This window comes from Mycobacterium sp. NGS33 (genome assembly GCF_059812885.1).
The window spans coordinates 61024-78853 of the sequence record NZ_JCALDN010000015.1 but is presented as its reverse complement, the minus strand read 5'-3'; the positions used below and the strand labels follow the sequence as shown (position 1 = coordinate 78853).

15 protein-coding genes, 1 pseudogene and 2 riboswitches are annotated in these 17830 nt (G+C 67.9%); of the genes and pseudogenes, 9 read left to right on the top strand and 7 right to left on the bottom strand.

The annotated features are described in order from the left end of the window. Nucleotides 1–5 precede the first annotated feature (5 nt). Nucleotides 6–1760, top strand: coding sequence for a succinate dehydrogenase flavoprotein subunit (gene sdhA / locus AC5Y5B_RS19955; RefSeq protein WP_500006175.1), 1755 nt, complete (start codon nt 6–8; stop codon nt 1758–1760). Continuing rightward, nucleotides 1760–2572, top strand: a complete 813-nt coding sequence (locus AC5Y5B_RS19950; protein WP_112633650.1) for a succinate dehydrogenase iron-sulfur subunit — start codon at nt 1760–1762, stop codon at nt 2570–2572. Before sdhA ends, AC5Y5B_RS19950 begins: the two co-directional genes overlap by 1 nt. A 25-nt stretch (nt 2573–2597) precedes the next feature. Here AC5Y5B_RS19950 and AC5Y5B_RS19945 read toward each other — a convergent pair whose 3' ends face one another. Then, entirely contained in the window at nt 2598–3071 is a 474-nt protein-coding gene (locus tag AC5Y5B_RS19945; protein WP_500006174.1) for a hypothetical protein, read from the bottom strand. 106 nt (nt 3072–3177) lie between these two features. On the opposite strand from AC5Y5B_RS19945, the pseudogene AC5Y5B_RS19940 reads away from it, so the two are divergent. Continuing rightward, a pseudogene (locus AC5Y5B_RS19940) lies at nt 3178–3798 on the top strand (carboxymuconolactone decarboxylase family protein); the annotation flags it as partial. Nucleotides 3799–3850: 52 nt separating this feature from the next. On the opposite strand, the gene AC5Y5B_RS19935 reads toward AC5Y5B_RS19940, so the two are convergent. After that, on the bottom strand, nt 3851–4774 hold the full coding sequence (locus tag AC5Y5B_RS19935; protein WP_500006173.1) for a sigma-70 family RNA polymerase sigma factor: 924 nt from the start codon (nt 4772–4774) through the stop codon (nt 3851–3853). 200 nt (nt 4775–4974) lie between these two features. Between AC5Y5B_RS19935 and AC5Y5B_RS19930 the strand changes: the two genes are divergently transcribed. Further along, nucleotides 4975–6318, top strand: a complete 1344-nt coding sequence (locus tag AC5Y5B_RS19930; protein WP_205869135.1) for an aspartate aminotransferase family protein — start codon at nt 4975–4977, stop codon at nt 6316–6318. Here the strand turns inward: AC5Y5B_RS19930 and AC5Y5B_RS19925 are convergent. Continuing rightward, nucleotides 6293–6544, bottom strand: a complete 252-nt coding sequence (locus tag AC5Y5B_RS19925) for a hypothetical protein (RefSeq protein ID WP_112633653.1) — start codon at nt 6542–6544, stop codon at nt 6293–6295. The genes AC5Y5B_RS19930 and AC5Y5B_RS19925 overlap by 26 nt on opposite strands. A 227-nt stretch (nt 6545–6771) precedes the next feature. Here AC5Y5B_RS19925 and dacB1 point away from each other — a divergent pair, with 227 nt between their 5' ends. The 4 genes from dacB1 to AC5Y5B_RS19905 all read left to right on the top strand — a co-directional run bounded on the left by dacB1 (nt 6772) and on the right by AC5Y5B_RS19905 (nt 10903). Then, nucleotides 6772–8013: a D-alanyl-D-alanine carboxypeptidase DacB1 gene (gene dacB1, locus AC5Y5B_RS19920; RefSeq protein ID WP_112633654.1), complete on the top strand. Its 1242-nt coding sequence runs from the start codon at nt 6772–6774 to the stop codon at nt 8011–8013. A gap of 5 nt (nt 8014–8018) precedes the next feature. After that, nucleotides 8019–9383 (top strand): sugar porter family MFS transporter, encoded by a 1365-nt coding sequence (locus AC5Y5B_RS19915; protein ID WP_112633655.1) that lies wholly within the window; start codon nt 8019–8021, stop codon nt 9381–9383. Beyond that, nucleotides 9374–10507 carry an N-acetylglucosamine-6-phosphate deacetylase gene (nagA, locus tag AC5Y5B_RS19910; protein ID WP_112633656.1) on the top strand — a complete coding sequence of 378 codons (1134 nt, stop codon included), beginning with the start codon at nt 9374–9376 and terminating at the stop codon, nt 10505–10507. The genes AC5Y5B_RS19915 and nagA overlap by 10 nt, the downstream gene beginning before the upstream one ends. Before the next feature lie 5 nt (nt 10508–10512). Continuing rightward, nucleotides 10513–10577: riboswitch (guanidine-III (ykkC-III) riboswitch) on the top strand. Between the two features lie 11 nt (nt 10578–10588). After that, nucleotides 10589–10903, top strand: a complete 315-nt coding sequence (locus tag AC5Y5B_RS19905) for a DMT family transporter (protein ID WP_112633657.1) — start codon at nt 10589–10591, stop codon at nt 10901–10903. Here the strand turns inward: AC5Y5B_RS19905 and yhjD are convergent. Further along, nucleotides 10900–11937, bottom strand: a complete 1038-nt coding sequence (yhjD, locus tag AC5Y5B_RS19900; RefSeq protein ID WP_112633658.1) for an inner membrane protein YhjD — start codon at nt 11935–11937, stop codon at nt 10900–10902. The two genes, AC5Y5B_RS19905 and yhjD, sit on opposite strands and share 4 nt — an antisense overlap. A gap of 41 nt (nt 11938–11978) precedes the next feature. Further along, nucleotides 11979–12998 carry a tryptophan--tRNA ligase gene (gene trpS, locus AC5Y5B_RS19895; RefSeq protein WP_112633659.1) on the bottom strand — a complete coding sequence of 340 codons (1020 nt, stop codon included), beginning with the start codon at nt 12996–12998 and terminating at the stop codon, nt 11979–11981. 215 nt (nt 12999–13213) lie between these two features. Between trpS and ephH the strand changes: the two genes are divergently transcribed. After that, nucleotides 13214–14017, top strand: coding sequence for an epoxide hydrolase EphH (ephH, locus tag AC5Y5B_RS19890; protein ID WP_165821814.1), 804 nt, complete (start codon nt 13214–13216; stop codon nt 14015–14017). Here the strand turns inward: ephH and AC5Y5B_RS19885 are convergent. Together AC5Y5B_RS19885 and AC5Y5B_RS19880 are read right to left on the bottom strand one after the other, a co-directional pair. Then, entirely contained in the window at nt 14010–15239 is a 1230-nt protein-coding gene (locus tag AC5Y5B_RS19885) for an NADP-dependent isocitrate dehydrogenase (RefSeq protein ID WP_112633661.1), read from the bottom strand. The two genes, ephH and AC5Y5B_RS19885, sit on opposite strands and share 8 nt — an antisense overlap. A gap of 27 nt (nt 15240–15266) precedes the next feature. After that, nucleotides 15267–17501 carry an NADP-dependent isocitrate dehydrogenase gene (locus AC5Y5B_RS19880; protein WP_112633662.1) on the bottom strand — a complete coding sequence of 745 codons (2235 nt, stop codon included), beginning with the start codon at nt 17499–17501 and terminating at the stop codon, nt 15267–15269. Nucleotides 17502–17651: 150 nt separating this feature from the next. Beyond that, a riboswitch (SAM riboswitch) is annotated at nt 17652–17774 on the top strand. Nucleotides 17775–17830: the final 56 nt, after the last annotated feature.

Genomic DNA, 17830 nt, shown 5'->3' with positions numbered 1-17830 from the left:
ATCGTTTGATCCAGCAACACCGATACGACGTGGTGATCGTCGGCGCCGGCGGTGCCGGCATGCGGGCCGCGGTGGAGGCGGGCCCACGGGTGCGCACCGCCGTGTTGACCAAGCTCTACCCCACCCGCAGCCACACCGGGGCCGCGCAGGGCGGGATGTGCGCGGCGCTAGCCAACGTCGAAGAGGACAACTGGGAATGGCACACCTTCGACACCGTCAAGGGCGGCGACTACCTCGCCGACCAGGACGCGGTGGAGATCATGTGCAAGGAAGCCATCGACGCGGTGCTCGACCTGGAGAAGATGGGGATGCCGTTCAACCGCACCCCCGAGGGCCGCATCGACCAGCGCCGGTTCGGCGGCCACACCCGCGACCACGGCAAGGCCCCGGTGCGCCGGGCCTGTTACGCCGCCGACCGCACCGGTCACATGATCCTGCAGACGCTGTACCAGACCTGCGTCAAGCACGACGTGCAGTTCTTCAACGAGTTCTATGCGCTGGACCTGGTTTTGACGCAGACGCCCAGCGGGCCGGTGGCCACCGGGGTGGTCGCCTACGAGCTGGCCACCGGCGACATCCACGTCTTTCACGCCAAGGCGGTCGTGCTGGCCACCGGCGGGTCGGGCCGGATGTACAAGACCACCTCCAACGCGCACACGCTCACCGGCGACGGCATCGGCATCGTTTTCCGCAAGGGACTTCCGTTGGAGGACATGGAGTTTCACCAGTTCCACCCGACCGGCCTGGCGGGACTGGGCATCCTGATCTCCGAGGCGGTGCGCGGCGAGGGCGGCCGGCTGCTCAACGGCGAGGGCGAGCGCTTCATGGAGCGCTACGCCCCCACGATCGTCGACCTGGCCCCGCGCGACATCGTCGCCCGCTCCATGGTTTTGGAGGTTCTGGAGGGACGCGGCGCGGGCCCGCACAAGGACTACGTCTACATCGACGTCCGCCACCTCGGTGAGGACGTGCTGGAGGCCAAGCTGCCCGACATCACCGAGTTCGCCCGCACCTACCTGGGCGTGGACCCGGTCAAGGAGCTGGTCCCGGTCTACCCGACGTGTCACTACGTGATGGGCGGCATCCCGACCACCGTCACCGGACAGGTGTTGCGCGACAACACTTCTACGGTGCCGGGCCTGTACGCGGCCGGCGAGTGTGCGTGCGTATCGGTGCACGGGGCCAACCGGCTGGGCACCAATTCGCTGCTGGACATCAACGTGTTCGGCCGCCGCGCCGGCATCGCCGCGGCCGGTTACGCTCGGGGCCACGACTTCGTGGACATGCCGCCCGAACCCGCGGCGATGGTCGTGGGCTGGGTCGGCGACATCTTGAGCGAGCACGGCAACGAGCGCGTCGCCGACATCCGCAACGCGTTGCAGCAGTCGATGGACAACAACGCCGCGGTATTCCGCACCGAGGAGACGCTCAAGCAGGCGCTCACCGACATCCACGCCCTCAAGGAGCGCTACGCACGAATCAGCGTGCACGACAAGGGAAAACGGTTCAACAGCGACCTGCTGGAGGCCATCGAGCTGGGCTTCTTGCTGGAGCTGGCCGAGGTCACCGTGGTCGGTGCGCTGAACCGCAAGGAGTCCCGCGGCGGCCACGCCCGCGAGGACTACCCCAACCGCGACGACGTCAACTTCATGCGCCACACCATGGCCTACAAGCAGGGCAGCGATCTGCTGAGCGACATCGCGCTGGACTTCAAGCCGGTGGTGCAGACGCGCTACGAACCCAAGGAACGGAAGTACTGATGGCCGAGAGCGTCGGAACCGAAGAGGCAGCCGAGGTCGAGACCAGCCTGGAACCGCCGCTGCCGGCGATTCCCGACGGGGCGGTGATGGTGACCGTCAAGATCGCCCGGTTCAACCCGGACCAGCCCGACGCCTACGCGGAAACCGGTGGCTGGCAAAGCTTTCGGGTGCCGTGCCTGCCCAGCGACCGGATGCTCAACCTGTTGATCTACATCAAGAGCTACCTGGACGGGACGCTGACCTTCCGGCGCTCCTGCGCGCACGGGGTGTGCGGCTCGGACGCCATGCGGATCAACGGCGTCAACCGGCTGGCGTGCAAGGTGCTGATGCGCGACCTGTTGCCCACGAAGCCGGGCAAGGCCCTGACCATCACGGTCGAGCCGATCCGCGGGCTGCCGGTGGAAAAGGACCTGATCGTCGACATGGAGCCGTTCTTCGACGCCTACCGCGCGGTCAAGCCGTACCTGGTCACCACCGGCAATCCCCCGACCCGCGAACGCATCCAGAGCCCGACCGACCGCGCGCGCTACGACGACACCACCAAGTGCATCCTGTGCGCGGCGTGCACCACCAGCTGCCCCATCTTCTGGCACGAGGGCAGCTACTACGGGCCGGCGGCGATCGTCAACGCGCACCGGTTCATCTTCGACAGCCGCGACGAGGCCGCCGCCGAGCGCCTGGACATCCTCAACGAGGTCGACGGCGTGTGGCGCTGCCGCACCACGTTCAACTGCACCGAGGCCTGCCCGCGCGGCATCCAGATCACCAAGGCGATCCAGGAGGTCAAGCGCGCGATTATGTTCTCGCGCTAGGGTTTTCGCGGCTACGCGGGGTAGGTCAGGGTTTCGACTCACCCCGGCGGGTACCCGCCACGTGCGCCGGCCCCACGCGGTCGTCGTCGCGATCGGATTCCGGCATTTGCGAAGCGGGTTGTTCGTCTGCCGGCGACTGAGTCGCACCGCCGGGGGTCTCCGACGGGCTGGCTGACTTGAACTCGGCGTCCGCCGCCGGGCCGGTCGCACCGCCGGCGCCTTGGGTGTCGGTCGCGGCACTTTCTCGGCGGCCCTCGTACGGCGGGATCGCACTGCCGGTGTCCTGTGGCGGCAACTCACCGGTGCCGCTGTAGGTATCCGACGCGGTCGGGTCGCTCATCGGTGGATTCGCGTCCTCGTCCACGGTTCCGACGGGGCGATCTCCCCCGCCGGGTTCGGGGGTGTCCGTGCCGGTGTCGCGCGCACCGCTACCCAACTCGGGGTCGTCGAAGCGCTCCAGCCTCGCATCGTCCGGCTGTTGATCGTTTTGAGAGGTCATCATCTGTCTCCTCACCCTCTCGCTGCCCCGCCGCACCGGTTGGCCGGCGAGGTTGCGAGACGGGTACCCCGGCCCCTTGCCGGGAAACCACTGCTCACCACGCCCGTCACACTTCTCGGGCCCGTCTCGTCTGACGGGTATGACACAGACACAGAAAACCCGCATCGAGCCCCTGTCCCCCCAGCGCGCCGGGTTGCTGACCCGGGCCATGTACCGGATCGCCAAGCGACGCTTCGGCCAGGTTCCCGAGCCCTTCACCGTCACCGCGCATCACCGCGGGCTGATGATCGCCGGCGCCCTGCACGAGACGATGCTGGACCGGGCGTCGAAGACGTTGCCGGTCAGCGTGCGTGAGCTGGCGGTGTTCTGGACCGCGCGCACGGTCGGCTGCTCGTGGTGCGTGGACTTCGGGTCCATGCTGCAGCGCCTCGACGGCCTGGACATGGAGAGGCTCAAGGATATCGAGAACTACCGCAGCTCAACGGCGTTCAGCGACGACGAGCGCGCCGCGATCGCCTACGCCGACGCGATGACCACCGATCCGCACACCGTCACCGACGAGCAGGTCGCCGATCTGCGGGCCCGATTCGGCGATGCCGGGGTGATCGAGCTGACCTATCAGATCGGGGTGGAGAACATGCGGGCGCGGATGAACACCGCGTTGGGCATCACCGAGCAGGGCTTCAATTCCGGTGACGCGTGCCGGGTTCCGTGGGCAAGCGACGATCGCAAGCGCGGCGTAGCCGGGCGCAGCGGGTCGTCGCCATCGGCTACCGAGCTCAACGAGCCCGCAACGGGGAACCGGTGAATTTGTCGGGGTTGGCGACATCCCATAGCGCGCAGACCTTTCCGTCGCGCACCGTCGCGGCCATGATCCGCGGCATCAGCTCGCGGTAACCCTCACTGGCGGGGCAGCCGGGTGTGTAACCGCCCAGCTCGCCGTTGACCAGCCCCAGCTGATACGAGGTGAACATCGCCGGCCCGTAGCGCTGGGCCAGGCCGAAGAAGAACCGGGCCACCTTGTCGGCGCCGAGAATGACGTTGACTGCGGTGGGCGCCTTGCCATTCGCGTCGCCGGTCAGGATCACGTCGGGATGCAGCAGCGCCACCACGGCGTCCAGATCCCCCGCGGCCATGGCGGCCAGCAATTTGCCCACCACCTCGTTGTGCGCCGGATCGGGCTTGGGTGCGGGCTCGGCGGCGACGGCCTTGCGGGCCCGCGACGCCAGCTGCCGCGCGGCGGCCTCGTTGGTGCTCAGCACCTCGGCCACCTCCGCGAACGGCACGGCGAACCCGTCGTGCAGCACGAAGGCGACCCGCTGATCGGGCGACAGCCGCTCGAGCACCACCATCGCGGCGAACCGCGCGTCCTCGTCGGCCACCACCGCGGACAACGGGTCGGGTTCCGAAGCGGGGGAGGCGAACCCGGTGACGACCGGCTCGGGCAGCCAGTTGCCGGTGTAGGTCTCGCGGCGATGCGCGGCGGAGCGCAGCCTGTCCAGGCACAGCCTGCTCACCACCGTGGTCAGCCAGGCGCGCAGGTCGGTGATCTGCGTCGCCTTCTCGGGGTCCTGCCGGTGCCAGCGCAGCCAGGCGTCCTGGACGATGTCCTCGGCGTCGGCCACCGTGCCGGTGAGCCGGTAGGCCACCGCCATGAGATGCGGACGCAGCGCTTCGAACTCGCTGACCTGCGTTGAGGTCATGCGCAAAGCCTAGCGCGGCGACGCCGAGCGCCGAACGGCGCGAGGAAGGAGCCGCGCCATCAAACCGAGCGCGGCGACGCCGAGCGCCGAACGGCGCGAGGAAGGAGCCGCGCCATCAAACCGAGCGCGGCGACGCCGAGCGCCGAACGGCGCGAGGAAGGAGCCGCGCCATCCAGCCGAGCGCTACGCTCACCAACAACATGACTGGGAATCTCTGGCTGCACTTCGCCCGGCACGGCCCGGACATCACGCCGCCGATCATCACCCGCGGCGAGGGTGTCACCATCTACGACGACCGCGGCAAGAGTTACCTCGACGGCCTGTCCGGGCTGTTCACCGTGCAGGTCGGCCATGGCCGCACCGAGCTCGCCGAGGTCGCCGCCCGCCAGGCGGGCACGCTGGCGTTCTTCCCGCTGTGGGGCTACGCCACTCCCCCGGCGATCGAGCTCGCCGAACGCCTCGCCGGCCACGCCCCGGGCGACGTGAACCGGGTGTTCTTCACCACCGGCGGAACCGAGGCCGTCGAGACCGCGTGGAAATTGGCCAAGCAGTACTTCAAGCTCACCGGCAAACCCGGTAAGCACAAGGTGATTTCGCGATCGGTCGCCTACCACGGCACCACCCAGGGCGCGCTGGCGATCACCGGGCTGCCGAAATACAAGGCGCCGTTCGAGCCGGTGACACCCGGCGGCTTCCGGGTGCCCAACACCAACTTCTACCGGGCGCCCGAAACGCTGCGCACCGACCCGAAGGCGTTCGGGCAGTGGGCCGCCGACCGGATCGCCGAGGCCATCGAGTTCGAGGGCCCCGACACCGTGGCCGCGGTGTTTCTGGAGCCGGTGCAGAACGCGGGCGGCAGCATCCCGCCTCCCCCAGGCTATTTCGCGCGGGTGCGCGAGATCTGCGACGAATACGACGTGCTGCTGGTCTCCGACGAGGTGATCTGCGCGTTCGGCCGGATCGGGTCGATGTTCGCCTGCTCATCGGACCTCGGCGACTTCGGCTATGTGCCCGACATGATCACCTGCGCCAAGGGGATGACGTCGGGCTACTCACCGATCGGCGCCATGATCGCCAGCGAGCGGCTGTTCGAGCCGTTCAACGACGGCGCCACCATGTTCCCGCACGGCTATACCTTTGGCGGCCACCCGGTTTCGGCGGCCGTCGGGCTGGCCAACCTGGACATCTTCGAGCGCGAGGGCCTCAACGATCACGTCAGAACTCAGGCGCCCGCCTTCCGCGCCACCCTGGAGAAGCTGTACGACCTGCCCATCGTCGGCGACGTGCGCGGGGAGGGATTCTTCTACGGCGTGGAATTGGTCAAGGACCAGGCCACCAAGCAGACCTTCAGCGACGACGAACGCCGCCCGTTGCTGGCCCGGGTCTCCTCGGCGCTGTTCGAGGCGGGGTTGTATTGCCGCACCGACGACCGCGGCGATTCGGTCATCCAACTGGCGCCGCCGCTGATCAGCGGCCAGGCCGAATTCGACCTCATTGAGGCGGCGCTGCGCGCGGTGCTCAGCGACGAGTGCCGTCTGCTGTAGCCAGGATCCGCCTGACCTCGTACGCGGCCAGCAGCACCTCCCGCGAATGCGCCGCGGTGGGGCTGCTCCCGATCCGCGATTGCGCGTTGCACAGCCAGGCCAGCGCCGACCGCAGGTCGCCCTCGGGCGCGGCATCGCGGTGCTGCTTCAGCTCCGCCAGCACCCGGTCATGATCGGAGCTGCGAACCTGGCTGCCCTTCTCCACCTGCTTGAGCAGATGTTCCAACGATCGCGGCCCGTCGCCGCCGCGCCGCCGCGCGGACCACGTTCGAGACCAAAACCCGTCGTTTGAAATGGCACATCCCTCGGCAAGTCGGGGCGGTCGACGGCATCCAGGCTGACCGCGTGCCCAGCGTAACCCGGCCCAGCCGACACGGCTCAGTAACTTCCGTCTCACCAGTCACAGCGCGGCTCCCCGGATTCGGGCCGTCGATCGCTTACTGTGCACAGACGATGACCCTGTTACGTTCCGCATCATGCCTGGCAGCGGCGCTTTTCCTGGCGGCCGCCCCCGTCACGGCGGGTCTGCCGCTCGCCGGCGCAGAACCCGGCGCGGAGCCCAATGCCGCGCCGGCAAACTGCCCGTACAAGGTGAACACGCCGCCGGCGGTGGATTCCTCCGAGGCCCCCACCGCCGGTGACCCGCCGATCCCGCTGGCGGTGCCCGCCAAGCCGGTCGGCGGTGACGCGCTGGGCAGCTGCGGCATCGTCGCGGCGCCGAACACGCCAGCCCTGCCCAACGACGTCTCCGCCGAGGCCTGGCTGGTGGCGGACCTGGACAGCGGCGCGGTGATCGCCGCCAAGGATCCCCACGGGCGGCACCGCCCGGCCAGCATCATCAAGGTGCTGGTCGCGATGGCCTCCATCAACGCGCTCAACCTGAACAAGGCCGTTCCCGGAACCGCCGACGACGCCGCGGCCGAGGGCACCAAGGTGGGCGTCGAGGAGGGCGGCGTGTTCACCGTCAACCAGCTGCTGCACGGGCTGCTGATGCACTCCGGCAACGACGCCGCGCACGCGCTGGCCATGCAGCTGGGCGGCATGCAGCAGGCGCTGGAGAAGATCAACGTGCTCTCCGCTAAGCTGGGCGGTCAGGACACCCGGGTGGCGTCGCCGTCGGGCCTGGACGCGCCGGGCATGAGCACCTCGGCGTACGACATCGGGCTGTTCTACCGCTACGCCTGGCAGAACCCCACGTTCGCCGACATCGTCGCGACGCGGACGTTCGACTTCCCTGGCCACGGCGACCACCCGGGCTACGAGCTGGAGAACGACAACCAGTTGCTCTACAAATATCCCGGCGCCCTGGGCGGCAAGACCGGTTACACCGACGACGCGGGCCAGACGTTCGTGGGCGCGGCCAACCACGACGGACGACGGCTGGTGGCGGTGCTGTTGCATGGCACGCGGGTGCCGATCGCGCCGTGGGAACAGGCCGCGCACCTGCTGGACTACGGCTTCTCCACGCCGCAGGGCACCCAGGTCGCCTCGCTGATCGCCCCGGACCCGTCGCTGGCGCCGGCCAAGCGCGACGCCGCCGCGGACCCGCTCGCCAACAACGCCGCGGCCGGCGGCATCATCCCGTCCGCGGACGCCATGCCGATCCGGGTGGGTGTGGCGGTGATCGGCACCGTCGTGGTGTTCGCGCTGATCATGATGGCCCGTTCGATGAACCGCCGACCGCAGCACCGCTGAGCGCCGTGGCACGCGGATCGCGGCGCGGACTGCTGGTCGGGCTGACCGCCGCCAGCGTCGGCGTCATCTACGGCTACGACCTGTCCATCATCGCCGGGGCGCAGTTGTTCGTCACCGAGGACTTCGGACTGTCCACGCGCCAGCAGGAACTGCTGACAACGATGGTGGTGATCGGGCAGATCTTCGGTGCGCTGGGCGCCGGCGTGCTGGCCAACGTCATCGGGCGCAAACGATCCGTGGTGCTGATCCTGTGCGCCTACGCGGTTTTCGCGCTGCTGGCCGCGTTCTCGATCTCGCTGCCGATGTTGTTGACGGCGCGGCTGCTGCTGGGCCTGACCATCGGGGTGACGGTGGTGGTGGTGCCGGTGTACGTGGCCGAATCGGCGCCGACGGCGGTGCGCGGCTCGCTGCTGACGGCTTATCAGCTGGCGATCGTCAGCGGCCTGATCGTCGGCTATCTGACCGGCTACGCGCTGGCCGGCACCCACAGCTGGCGATGGATGCTGGGGCTCGCCTGTGTGCCCGCAATCCTGTTGCTGCCGTTGGTGATTCGGATGCCCGACACGGCACGCTGGTATGTGCTCAAGGGCCGGACGGACGAGGCCCGGCGGGCGCTGCTGCGGGTCGAGCCGGCGGCGCGCGTGGACGACGAGCTGGCCGAGATCGGGCGCGCGCTGAGCGAGGATGCCCCCGGCGCGGGCGGCGGGTTCGCCGAGATGCTGCGGCCGCCGTACCTGCGGGCCACCGCCTTCGTCGTGGTGCTCGGCTTTCTGATCCAGATCACCGGCATCAACGCGATCATCTACTACAGCCCCCGCATCTTCCAGGCCATGGGCTTCACCGGCAATTTCGCGCTGCTCGGGCTCCCGGCCCTGCTGCAGGTCGCCGGGCTGGCGGCGGTCGGCGCGGCGCTGCTGCTGGTCGACCGGGTGGGCCGACGGCCAATCCTGTTGTGGGGCACCGCCATGATGATCGCCGCCGACGTCGCACTGATGGCGGTGTTCGGCCAGGGTTTCGGCGGCGCGATCGCCGGGTTCGCCGGCATCCTGTTGTTCATCGTCGGCTACACCATGGGCTTCGGCTCGCTGGGCTGGGTGTACGCCAGCGAAAGCTTCCCGTCGCGGCTACGCTCGATCGGGTCGAGCACCATGTTGACCTCAAACCTGGTGGCTAACGCCATCATCGCCGCAGTGTTCCTGAGCCTGCTCCATTCGCTGGGCGGCGCAGGGACGTTCGCGCTGTTCGCCTCGCTCGCGCTGGTCGCGTTCGTCTTCGTCTACCGCTACGCGCCGGAGACCAAGGGCCGCCAGCTCGAGGACATCCGCCACTTCTGGGAGAACGGCGGCCGCTGGGAGAACCCGTGCCCTTGATCGCCGCGGGCACCATGGTGCTCGAGGGTCAGGTCTGCCGCCCGGGCTGGCTGCGGACGGCCGGTGAAGGGATCGCGGCCTGCGCGCCCGGGCCGCCGCCCGAGCCACCCGATCGGGATTTCCCGGATTGCACTGTGGTGCCGGGCTTTGTCGACATGCACGTGCACGGCGGCGGCGGCGCCTCCTACACCGACGCCGACGGCATCGCCGGCGCCGCGGCGTTTCACCTGCGGCACGGCACCACCACCACGCTGGCCAGCCTGGTCACCGCCTCGCCGCCCGAACTGCTGGACGGGGTGCGCGCGCTGGCCGGGGCCACCGGGCGCGGCACCGTCGCGGGCATCCACCTCGAGGGGCCGTGGCTGAGCCGGGCGCACTGCGGCGCCCACGACCGGACCCAGATGCGCGATCCGGACGCGCACGAGATCGACGCGCTGCTGGCCGTGGGCGGCGACGCGATCCTGATGGTGACGCTGGCTCCCGAGCTGCCCGGGGCCGACGCGGCGATCCGGCGCTTCACCGAGGCGGGAGTCGTTGTGGCGGTGGGTCATACGGCCGCCACCTATGAGCAGACCCGGCACGCCATCGCGCTGGGCGCCACGGTCGGCACGCATCTGTTCAACGCGATGCCACCGCTGCACCATCGCGAACCCGGCCCGGCCCTGGCCCTGCTGCGCGACCCCCGGGTGACCGTCGAGCTGATCGCCGACGGCGTGCACCTGCACCCCGACGTGGTGCGGTCGGTGATCGGGGCCGCCGGACCCGGCCGGGTCGCCATGGTCAGCGACGCGATCGCCGCGGCCGGCCGCGCCGACGGCGCCTTCCGGCTCGGGGCGGTGCCCATCGACGTCGTCTCCGGCGTCGCACGCGTGCACGGGACGTCGACGATCGCCGGCAGCACCGCCACCATGGATCGGCTCTTCCGCACGGTGCACGCCGATGCGGGGCTGGTGGCGGCCGTGCAGACGACGGCCGTGACGCCGGCGCGAGCGCTCGGCCTGCCGCGGGTGGGTGAACTCAGGGCGGGCCACGACGCCAATCTTGTTGTGCTGGACCGCGATCTGCAGGTCGGCGCCGTCATGCTGCGCGGTGACTGGCGGGATCCGTCGCCGGAAGTTTGTTAGCATCGAGCGCGTCAGCACCTGACAACCGGACGAGGGGCCCCGTACCCGGCCAGCGACAAGACGGCGCCGCGGAGGTGCGTGATGGCCTGGCTCGTCCTGATTGCGTCGGGGATCCTGGAGGCGGTGTGGGCGACCGCCCTGAGCAAGGCGGACGGCTTCTCCCGGCCGCTGCCGTCGCTGGTTTTCCTTGCGGCCGTGGCTCTTTCGATGAGCGGATTGGCGATCGCCATGCGCACGCTGCCGGTCGGAACCAGTTATGCGGTCTGGGTCGGCGTCGGGGCCGCGCTCACGGTGGGTTATGCGATGCTGACCGGTGGCGAATACGTTTCGTCGATCAAGCTGGCGCTGATCGCCGGGATCGTGGTCTGCGTCGCGGGTCTCAAACTGGTCGGCTAGCGGCTGCGCCGGGTGAAGCGGGCGATGCGGGAAAGTGTCAGCGCGCCAACGGCTCCCAGCGCCATCGCCGTGAGCGTCTGGCGGGTGTTGAGGCCCTCATCCATCTGCACGCGCGGGGCGATGATCGCCGGGGCCGGCGGGGCGACGGGCAGACTGCGTGGATCCGTGGATGCCGTCGCCGCCCAGGCCGTGCAGAACAGGACCAGATAGGCGGTGATGTAGGCGAACACCATCAAGCCCAGCACCGGCCCGAACGCGGCTCCCGCGGGACTGCGCAGCACCGTCTTCAGATAGATGGACGCCACCTGTTTGAACACCTCGAAGCCGATCGCCGCGATCAACCCCGCGCGCATCGAATCGACCAGGCTGACCTTCTCCCGGGGCAACCGGGCGATCATCCAGGTGAACAGCAACCACGACACCAGCGTCGCGATCAGAATGGAGATCAGCCAGAAGAGCCAGTCGAACACCACAAACCGCGGTATGCCAAGCCATTTCAGCAGCGCGGACATGGGCGCGGCGTGGCCGACGGTGGTCAGTGCGACGGTGACCACGATCACCGCGAACGTCCCCACCATCGCCAGCAGATCGGAGAGCTTGTTGCGCACGAAGCCCGGTGACTCGATGTGGGTGTCCCACCACATCTCCGTCAGCGCCTGGCGCAGGTGCGAAATCCAGCCCAGGCCCGCCCACACCGCGGTGGCCAAACCGATGATGCCGACCGACGTTCGGGCGTCGATCGCCGAATTCATCAACTCCTGCAGCTGATTACCCAACGTGCCGTTCACCTGGGAACGGATGTGGTCGTCGATGGTGCTCAACAACTGCGGCCGGCGGGCCAGCACGAACCCGAAGACCGCGAAACCGACCATGAGCAAAGGGAACAACGCGAAGATCGTGTAATAGGTGAGGCCGGCCGCGAAAAACCCGCCGTTGCGCTCGTCGAAACGCTGGTAGGCGCGGATGACGTGATCGATCCAGCCGTAGCGGGTCCGCAGTCGATCGAAAATGCCCGGCTTGGCCGGCTCGCTCATCGCACGACTCCAATGAGAAGCGGATCTAGCTCCGTGGGGATCTAGTTCCCTGATGGAAGAAACCCAAGCCGATCGTAAACCCGCCGGACCGTTTTCCCGGCCACATCGTTGGCCTTTTCCGCGCCGGCGGCCAACACGGCCTCCAATTCGGCTACATCCGCGGACAGTTCGTCGACCCGGGCCTTGATCGGGGCGACGAACTCGACGACCGCCTCGGCGGTGTCCTTCTTCAAATCGCCGTAACCCCTTCCGGCATAGCCGTCCACGAGTGTGTCGATCCCGACGCCGGTGACCGCGGACTGGATGCTCAGCAGGTTGGACACGCCCGGCTTGGCCTCGATGTCGAAGCGGATCTCCCGCTCGCTGTCGGTGACCGCCGAGCGAATCTTCTTGGCCGACACCGCCGGATCGTCGAGCAGGTTGATCAACCCGGCGTCGGTGGCCGCCGACTTGCTCATCTTCGCCGTCGGGTCTTGTAAGTCGTAGATCTTGGCGGTCGCCTTGGGAATGAGCATGTCCGGCACCACGAACGTGTCCGGGAAGCGGCCGTTGAACCGCTCGGCGATGTCGCGGGCCAACTCGAGGTGCTGACGCTGGTCCTCGCCGACCGGCACCAGATCGGTGTCGTAGGCCAGCACGTCGGCGGCCTGCAGCACCGGGTAGGTGAACAGCCCGACGGTGGTCGAATCCGTCCCCTGGCGCAGCGACTTGTCCTTGAACTGCGTCATCCGCGACGCCTGCCCGAACCCGGTGAAGCACCCCAGCACCCACGCCAGCTGGGTGTGGGCGGGCACCTGACTCTGCACGAACACGGTGCTGCGGGCCGGGTCGATGCCCAGCGCCAGGTACTGGGCAGCGGTGATCAAGGTGCGACGGCGCAGCGCCTCGGGATCCTGGGCGACGGTGATGGCGTGCAGATCGACCACGCAGAAGAACGCGTCATGGTCGTCCTGCAGCGCGACCCACTGCGTGACGGCGCCCAGCGCGTTACCCAGGTGAAGCGAATCGGAGGTGGGCTGCACGCCGGAGAAAATCCGGCTGGATCCGGTAGCGGTGCTCATGATGCACCGATCTTTTCACGCGCGGCCGCCGGGGCCGCACGGACCGGCGCCCGGCCACCCCGGATGTTGCGGTACCGGCGGTACCGCATTTAATGTCGGGTTATGCGCACTCTCGTCTGCTCGGCTCCTTCCGCGTGAGCTCCGCTCACTCGCCGTCGCCTTCGGGCCGGTCGCCGATCCACCTCGGTCCCCGGGATGGGTCCGGAGAGCCGATCCTGATGCTGCACGGGTTCCTGATGTCGCAGACGGTGTGGGAGCCGGTCGCGCCGCGGCTGGCCGACACCGGCCGCTTCGAGGTCTTCGCGCCGACGATGGCCGGGCACAACGGCGGGCCCTACGCCGGCACCTGGCTGCTGAGCTCGTCGGTGCTGGCCGACCACGTCGAGCGCCAGCTCGACCAGCTGGGCTGGGAGACCGCGCACCTGGTGGGCAACTCGCTGGGCGGCTGGGTCGCCTTCGAGCTGGAGCGGCGCGGGCGCGCGCGCAGCGTGACCGGCATCGGCGCCGCGGGCGGATGGACGCGGTGGAGCCCGGTGAAATTCGAGGTCATCAGCAAGTTCATCGCGGGCATGCCCATGCTGGCGCTGGCCCGGCTGTTCGGTGAGCGGGTCCTGCGGTTGCCGCTCAGCCGGCGGTTGGCCACCCTGCCGCTCACCGCACGGCCGGACGGCATCAGCGCCGAGCAGCTGTCCGTCGTCGTCGACGACGCCGCGCACTGCCCCGCGTACTTCCAGCTGCTCGTCAAATCGCTGCTGGATCCCGGCCTGCTGCAGTTGGCCGAGACCGCGGTGCCCGTCCAGCTGGTGCTCTGTGAGAAGGACCGGGTGGTGCCCGCGAGCAGGTTCAGCCGGCACTTCACCGACTACCTGCCCCAGGGCACGAAGATCACCGAGCTCAAAGGCGTCGGGCACGTGCCGATGTTCGAGGCCCCCGACCGGGTCACCGCGGCCATCGCCGACTTCGTCGACGAATGCGCCGCCGGCCGGCACGCGGAAAGGCACCAACCCCCGGCTAGCTAGCCAGGCGTTTGTCCAGGTTCTCGGCGATCGAGTTGAGGAACTCCTCGCTGTGCTGCCACTCCTGGTCGGGGCCGATCAGGATGGCGAGGTCCTTGGTCATCTTCCCGCTCTCGACGGTGGAGACCACCACGTTCTCACACGTCTGGGCGAACTCGGTGACCTCGGGGGTGTCGTCCAGCTTCCCGCGGTGCGCCAGCCCCCGCGTCCAGGCGAAGATCGAGGCGATCGGATTGGTCGAGGTCGGCTTGCCGGCCTGATACTGGCGGAAGTGCCGGGTGACGGTGCCGTGCGCGGCCTCGGCCTCGACCGTCTTGCCGTCGGCGGTCATCAGCACCGACGTCATCAGCCCCAGCGAGCCGTAGCCCTGCGCGACGAGGTCAGACTGGACGTCGCCGTCGTAGTTCTTGCAGGCCCACACGTAGCCGCCCTCCCACTTCAGGCAGGCCGCGACCATGTCGTCGATCAACCGGTGCTCGTAGGTCAGCCCCTCGGCCTCGAACTCGTCCTTGAACTCCTCGTCGTAGACGCGCTGGAACTCGTCTTTGAACATGCCGTCGTAGGCCTTGAGGATGGTGTTCTTGGTGGACAGGTACACCGGCCACTTGGCGTTCAGCCCGTACTTCAGCGAGGCGCGGGCGAAGTCCCTGATGGAGTCCTTGAAGTTGTACATCCCCATCACGACGCCGCCGTCGTCGGGGATGGACACCACCTCGTGGACCATCGGCTCGCTGCCGTCGGCGGGGGTGAAAGTGATTGCGACGGTTCCGGGTTTGTCGACCTTGAAGTTGGTCGACCGGTACTGGTCGCCGAAGGCGTGACGGCCGATGACGATCGGCTTGGTCCAGCCCGGCACCAGCCGCGGCACGTTCGAGATCACGATGGGCTCGCGGAAGATGGTGCCGCCCAAGATGTTCCGGATCGTGCCGTTCGGCGAGAGCCACATCTTCTTGAGGTTGAACTCCTGGACGCGGGCCTCGTCGGGGGTGATGGTCGCGCACTTGACGCCCACGCCATGCCTTTTGATGGCGTAGGCCGCGTCGATGGTCACCTGGTCGCCGGTGCGGTCGCGGTGCTCGATGCCCAGGTCGTAGTAGTCCAGGTCGATGTCGAGGTGCGGCAGGATCAGCAGGTCCTTGATGAACTTCCAGATGACGCGGGTCATTTCGTCACCGTCGAGCTCTACGACGCGGCCTTTGACCTTGATCTTGGCTTCGCCTGCCATGTCGAGTCCGGCTTCCTGGTTGCGGCCCTAGCCCGTCGAAGCAGCCAGCGCCTCGTTGAATGTCTTGCTGGGCCGCATGATCGCCGTCGTCTTCTCGGCGTCCGGGTAGTAGTAGCCGCCGATGTCGACCGACTCGCCCTGCGACTCGGCGAGTTCGGACACGATGGTCTCTTCGTTCTCGGCCAGCGAGTCGGCCAGCGCACCGAAGTGCTGACGCAACTCCTCGTCGTCGGATTTTGCGAGTTCGGCCGCCCAGTACAGCGCCAGGTAGAACTGGCTGCCGCGGTTGTCGAGCTCACCGGTCTTGCGCGACGGGCTCTTGTTGTTCTCCAGCAGCTTGCCGATCGCGGCGTCCAGCGTCTTGCCCAGCACCTTGGCGCGCTCGTTGTCGGTCTTGATGCCGATGTCTTCGAAACACGCTCCGAGAGCCAGGAATTCACCCAGCGAATCCCACCGCAGGTGGTTCTCCTCCACCAGCTGGTGGACGTGTTTGGGCGCCGAACCGCCCGCCCCGGTCTCATACATGCCACCGCCCGCCATCAACGGCACGATGGACAACATCTTGGCGCTGGTGCCCAGCTCCAGGATCGGGAACAGGTCGGTGAGGTAGTCGCGCAAGATGTTTCCGGTCGCGGCGATGGTGTCCTGCCCGCGCATCGCACGCTCGATCGTGTATCGCATGGCCCACACCTGCGGCATAATCTGGATCTCCAGGCCCTCGGTGTCGTGCTCCTTCAGGTACGCCTTGACCTTCTTGCGCAGCTCGACCTCGTGCGGCCGCTCGGTGTCCAGCCAGAACACCACCGTCATGCCGGAGTTCCGCGCTCGGGTGACGGCCAGCTTCACCCAGTCGCGGATCGCTTCGTCGGTGACGATGGGCATGCGCCAGATGTCCCCCTCTTCCACGTTCTGGGTCAGCAGCACTTCCCCGCTGTCGAGATCGACGATGTTGGCGACGCCGGCCTCGGGGACCTCGAAAGTCTTGTCGTGCGAGCCGTATTCCTCGGCCTGCTGCGCCATCAGCCCGACGTTGGGGACCGTGCCCATCGTGGTGGGATCGAACTGCCCATGGGTTTTGCAGAAGTTGATGATCTCTTGGTAGATCCGGGAGAAGGTGGACTCGGGGTTGACGGCCTTGGTGTCCTTCTGCCGCCCGTCGGCGCCCCACATCTTGCCGCCCGCGCGGATCATCGCCGGCATCGAGGCGTCCACGATCACGTCGCTGGGCGAGTGAAAGTTGGTGATGCCCTTGGCCGAATCGACCATGGCCAGCTCGGGGCGGTGCTCGTGGCAGGCGTGCAGGTCGCGGATGATCTCCTCGTGCTGCGACGCGGGCAGCGACTCGATCTTGTTGTACAGATCGACCAGTCCGTTGTTGACGTCGACGCCGAGCTCGTCGAAAAGCTCCTGGTGCTTGGCGAAGGCGTCCTTGTAGAAGATCTTCACCGCGTGGCCGAAGACGATCGGGTGCGACACCTTCATCATCGTCGCCTTGACGTGCAGCGAGAACATCACGCCCGTCTCGTAGGCGTCCTGCATCTGCTCCTCGTAGAACTCGACGAGGGCCTTCTTGCTCATGAACATCGAATCGATGACGTCGCCGTCGCGCAGCTCGACCTTGGGCTTGAGCTCGACGGTCTCCCCGCTCTTGGTCTCCAGCACCATCTTCACGTTGCGCGCGCGGTCCAGCGTCATCGACTTCTCGCCGTGGTAGAAGTCGCCGTGGCGCATGGTCGCGACGTGAGTGCGCGACGCCGGCGACCAGTCCGCCATGCTGTGCGGGTGCTTGCGGGCGTACTCCTTGACCGCCTTGGGCGCACGACGGTCCGAGTTGCCCTGCCGCAGTACCGGATTGACCGCGCTGCCAAGGCATTTGGCGTAGCGCGCGCGAATTTCCTTGTCCTCGTCCGTCTTCGGGCTCTGCGGGAAGTCCGGGATCTTGTAGCCCTTGCCCTGCAGCTCCTTGACCGCGGCGATCAGCTGGGGCACCGAGGCGCTGATGTTCGGCAGCTTGATGATGTTGGTGTCGGGGAGCTCGGTCAGCCGGCCCAGTTCGGCCAGGTTGTCCGGCACCCGCTGTTCTTCGGTCAGGTGCTCGGGGAACTCGGCCAGGATGCGGGCGGCCACCGAGATGTCGCTGGTCTTGATCTGGATGCCCGCCGGCTCGGCGAAGGCACGCACGATCGGCAGGAACGCGTAAGTCGCCAGCAGCGGCGCTTCGTCGGTCAGTGTGTAGATGACGGTCGGCTGTTCGGCGCTCACGATCCCTCTCCCGGCGACAATGATGGGTTGAAATTTTGGGGGCTCAGCGTTCTGACTGCCACGTTATCAAGGGTGTTTGGACAGGTGTCGACCTGCACGCGCACCGCCGGGGTTAGCACTGAGTCGGCACCGTAAGATAGTCTTTGTATTGGTCATGAGCGCCAGCATCAAGCCCCGGCTTGCTGGCCGGCAACCCTCCAACCGCGGTGGGGTGCCCCGGGTGATGACCAGGTTGAGTAGCCACACACACCGGCTATCCGGCAAGCGCGGGTCCGCCATGACGGGCCCCTGAGTAGACAGGGAAACGTGATGTGCATTCTCTTGAACCG

Bases quoted from the DNA above. Each gene is read 5' to 3' on its own strand.
- trpS (WP_112633659.1), bottom strand. From the start codon at position 12,998: ATGAGCACCGCTACCGGATCCAGCCGGATTTTCTCCGGCGTGCAGCCC.
- AC5Y5B_RS19885 (WP_112633661.1), bottom strand. From the start codon at position 15,239: ATGGCAGGCGAAGCCAAGATCAAGGTCAAAGGCCGCGTCGTAGAGCTC.
- AC5Y5B_RS19935 (WP_500006173.1), bottom strand. From the start codon at position 4,774: ATGACCTCAACGCAGGTCAGCGAGTTCGAAGCGCTGCGTCCGCATCTC.
- AC5Y5B_RS19905 (WP_112633657.1), top strand. From the start codon at position 10,589: ATGGCCTGGCTCGTCCTGATTGCGTCGGGGATCCTGGAGGCGGTGTGG.
- dacB1 (WP_112633654.1), top strand. From the start codon at position 6,772: ATGACCCTGTTACGTTCCGCATCATGCCTGGCAGCGGCGCTTTTCCTG.
- AC5Y5B_RS19930 (WP_205869135.1), top strand. From the start codon at position 4,975: ATGACTGGGAATCTCTGGCTGCACTTCGCCCGGCACGGCCCGGACATC.
- AC5Y5B_RS19945 (WP_500006174.1), bottom strand. From the start codon at position 3,071: ATGACCTCTCAAAACGATCAACAGCCGGACGATGCGAGGCTGGAGCGC.
- yhjD (WP_112633658.1), bottom strand. From the start codon at position 11,937: ATGAGCGAGCCGGCCAAGCCGGGCATTTTCGATCGACTGCGGACCCGC.
- AC5Y5B_RS19950 (WP_112633650.1), top strand. From the start codon at position 1,760: ATGGCCGAGAGCGTCGGAACCGAAGAGGCAGCCGAGGTCGAGACCAGC.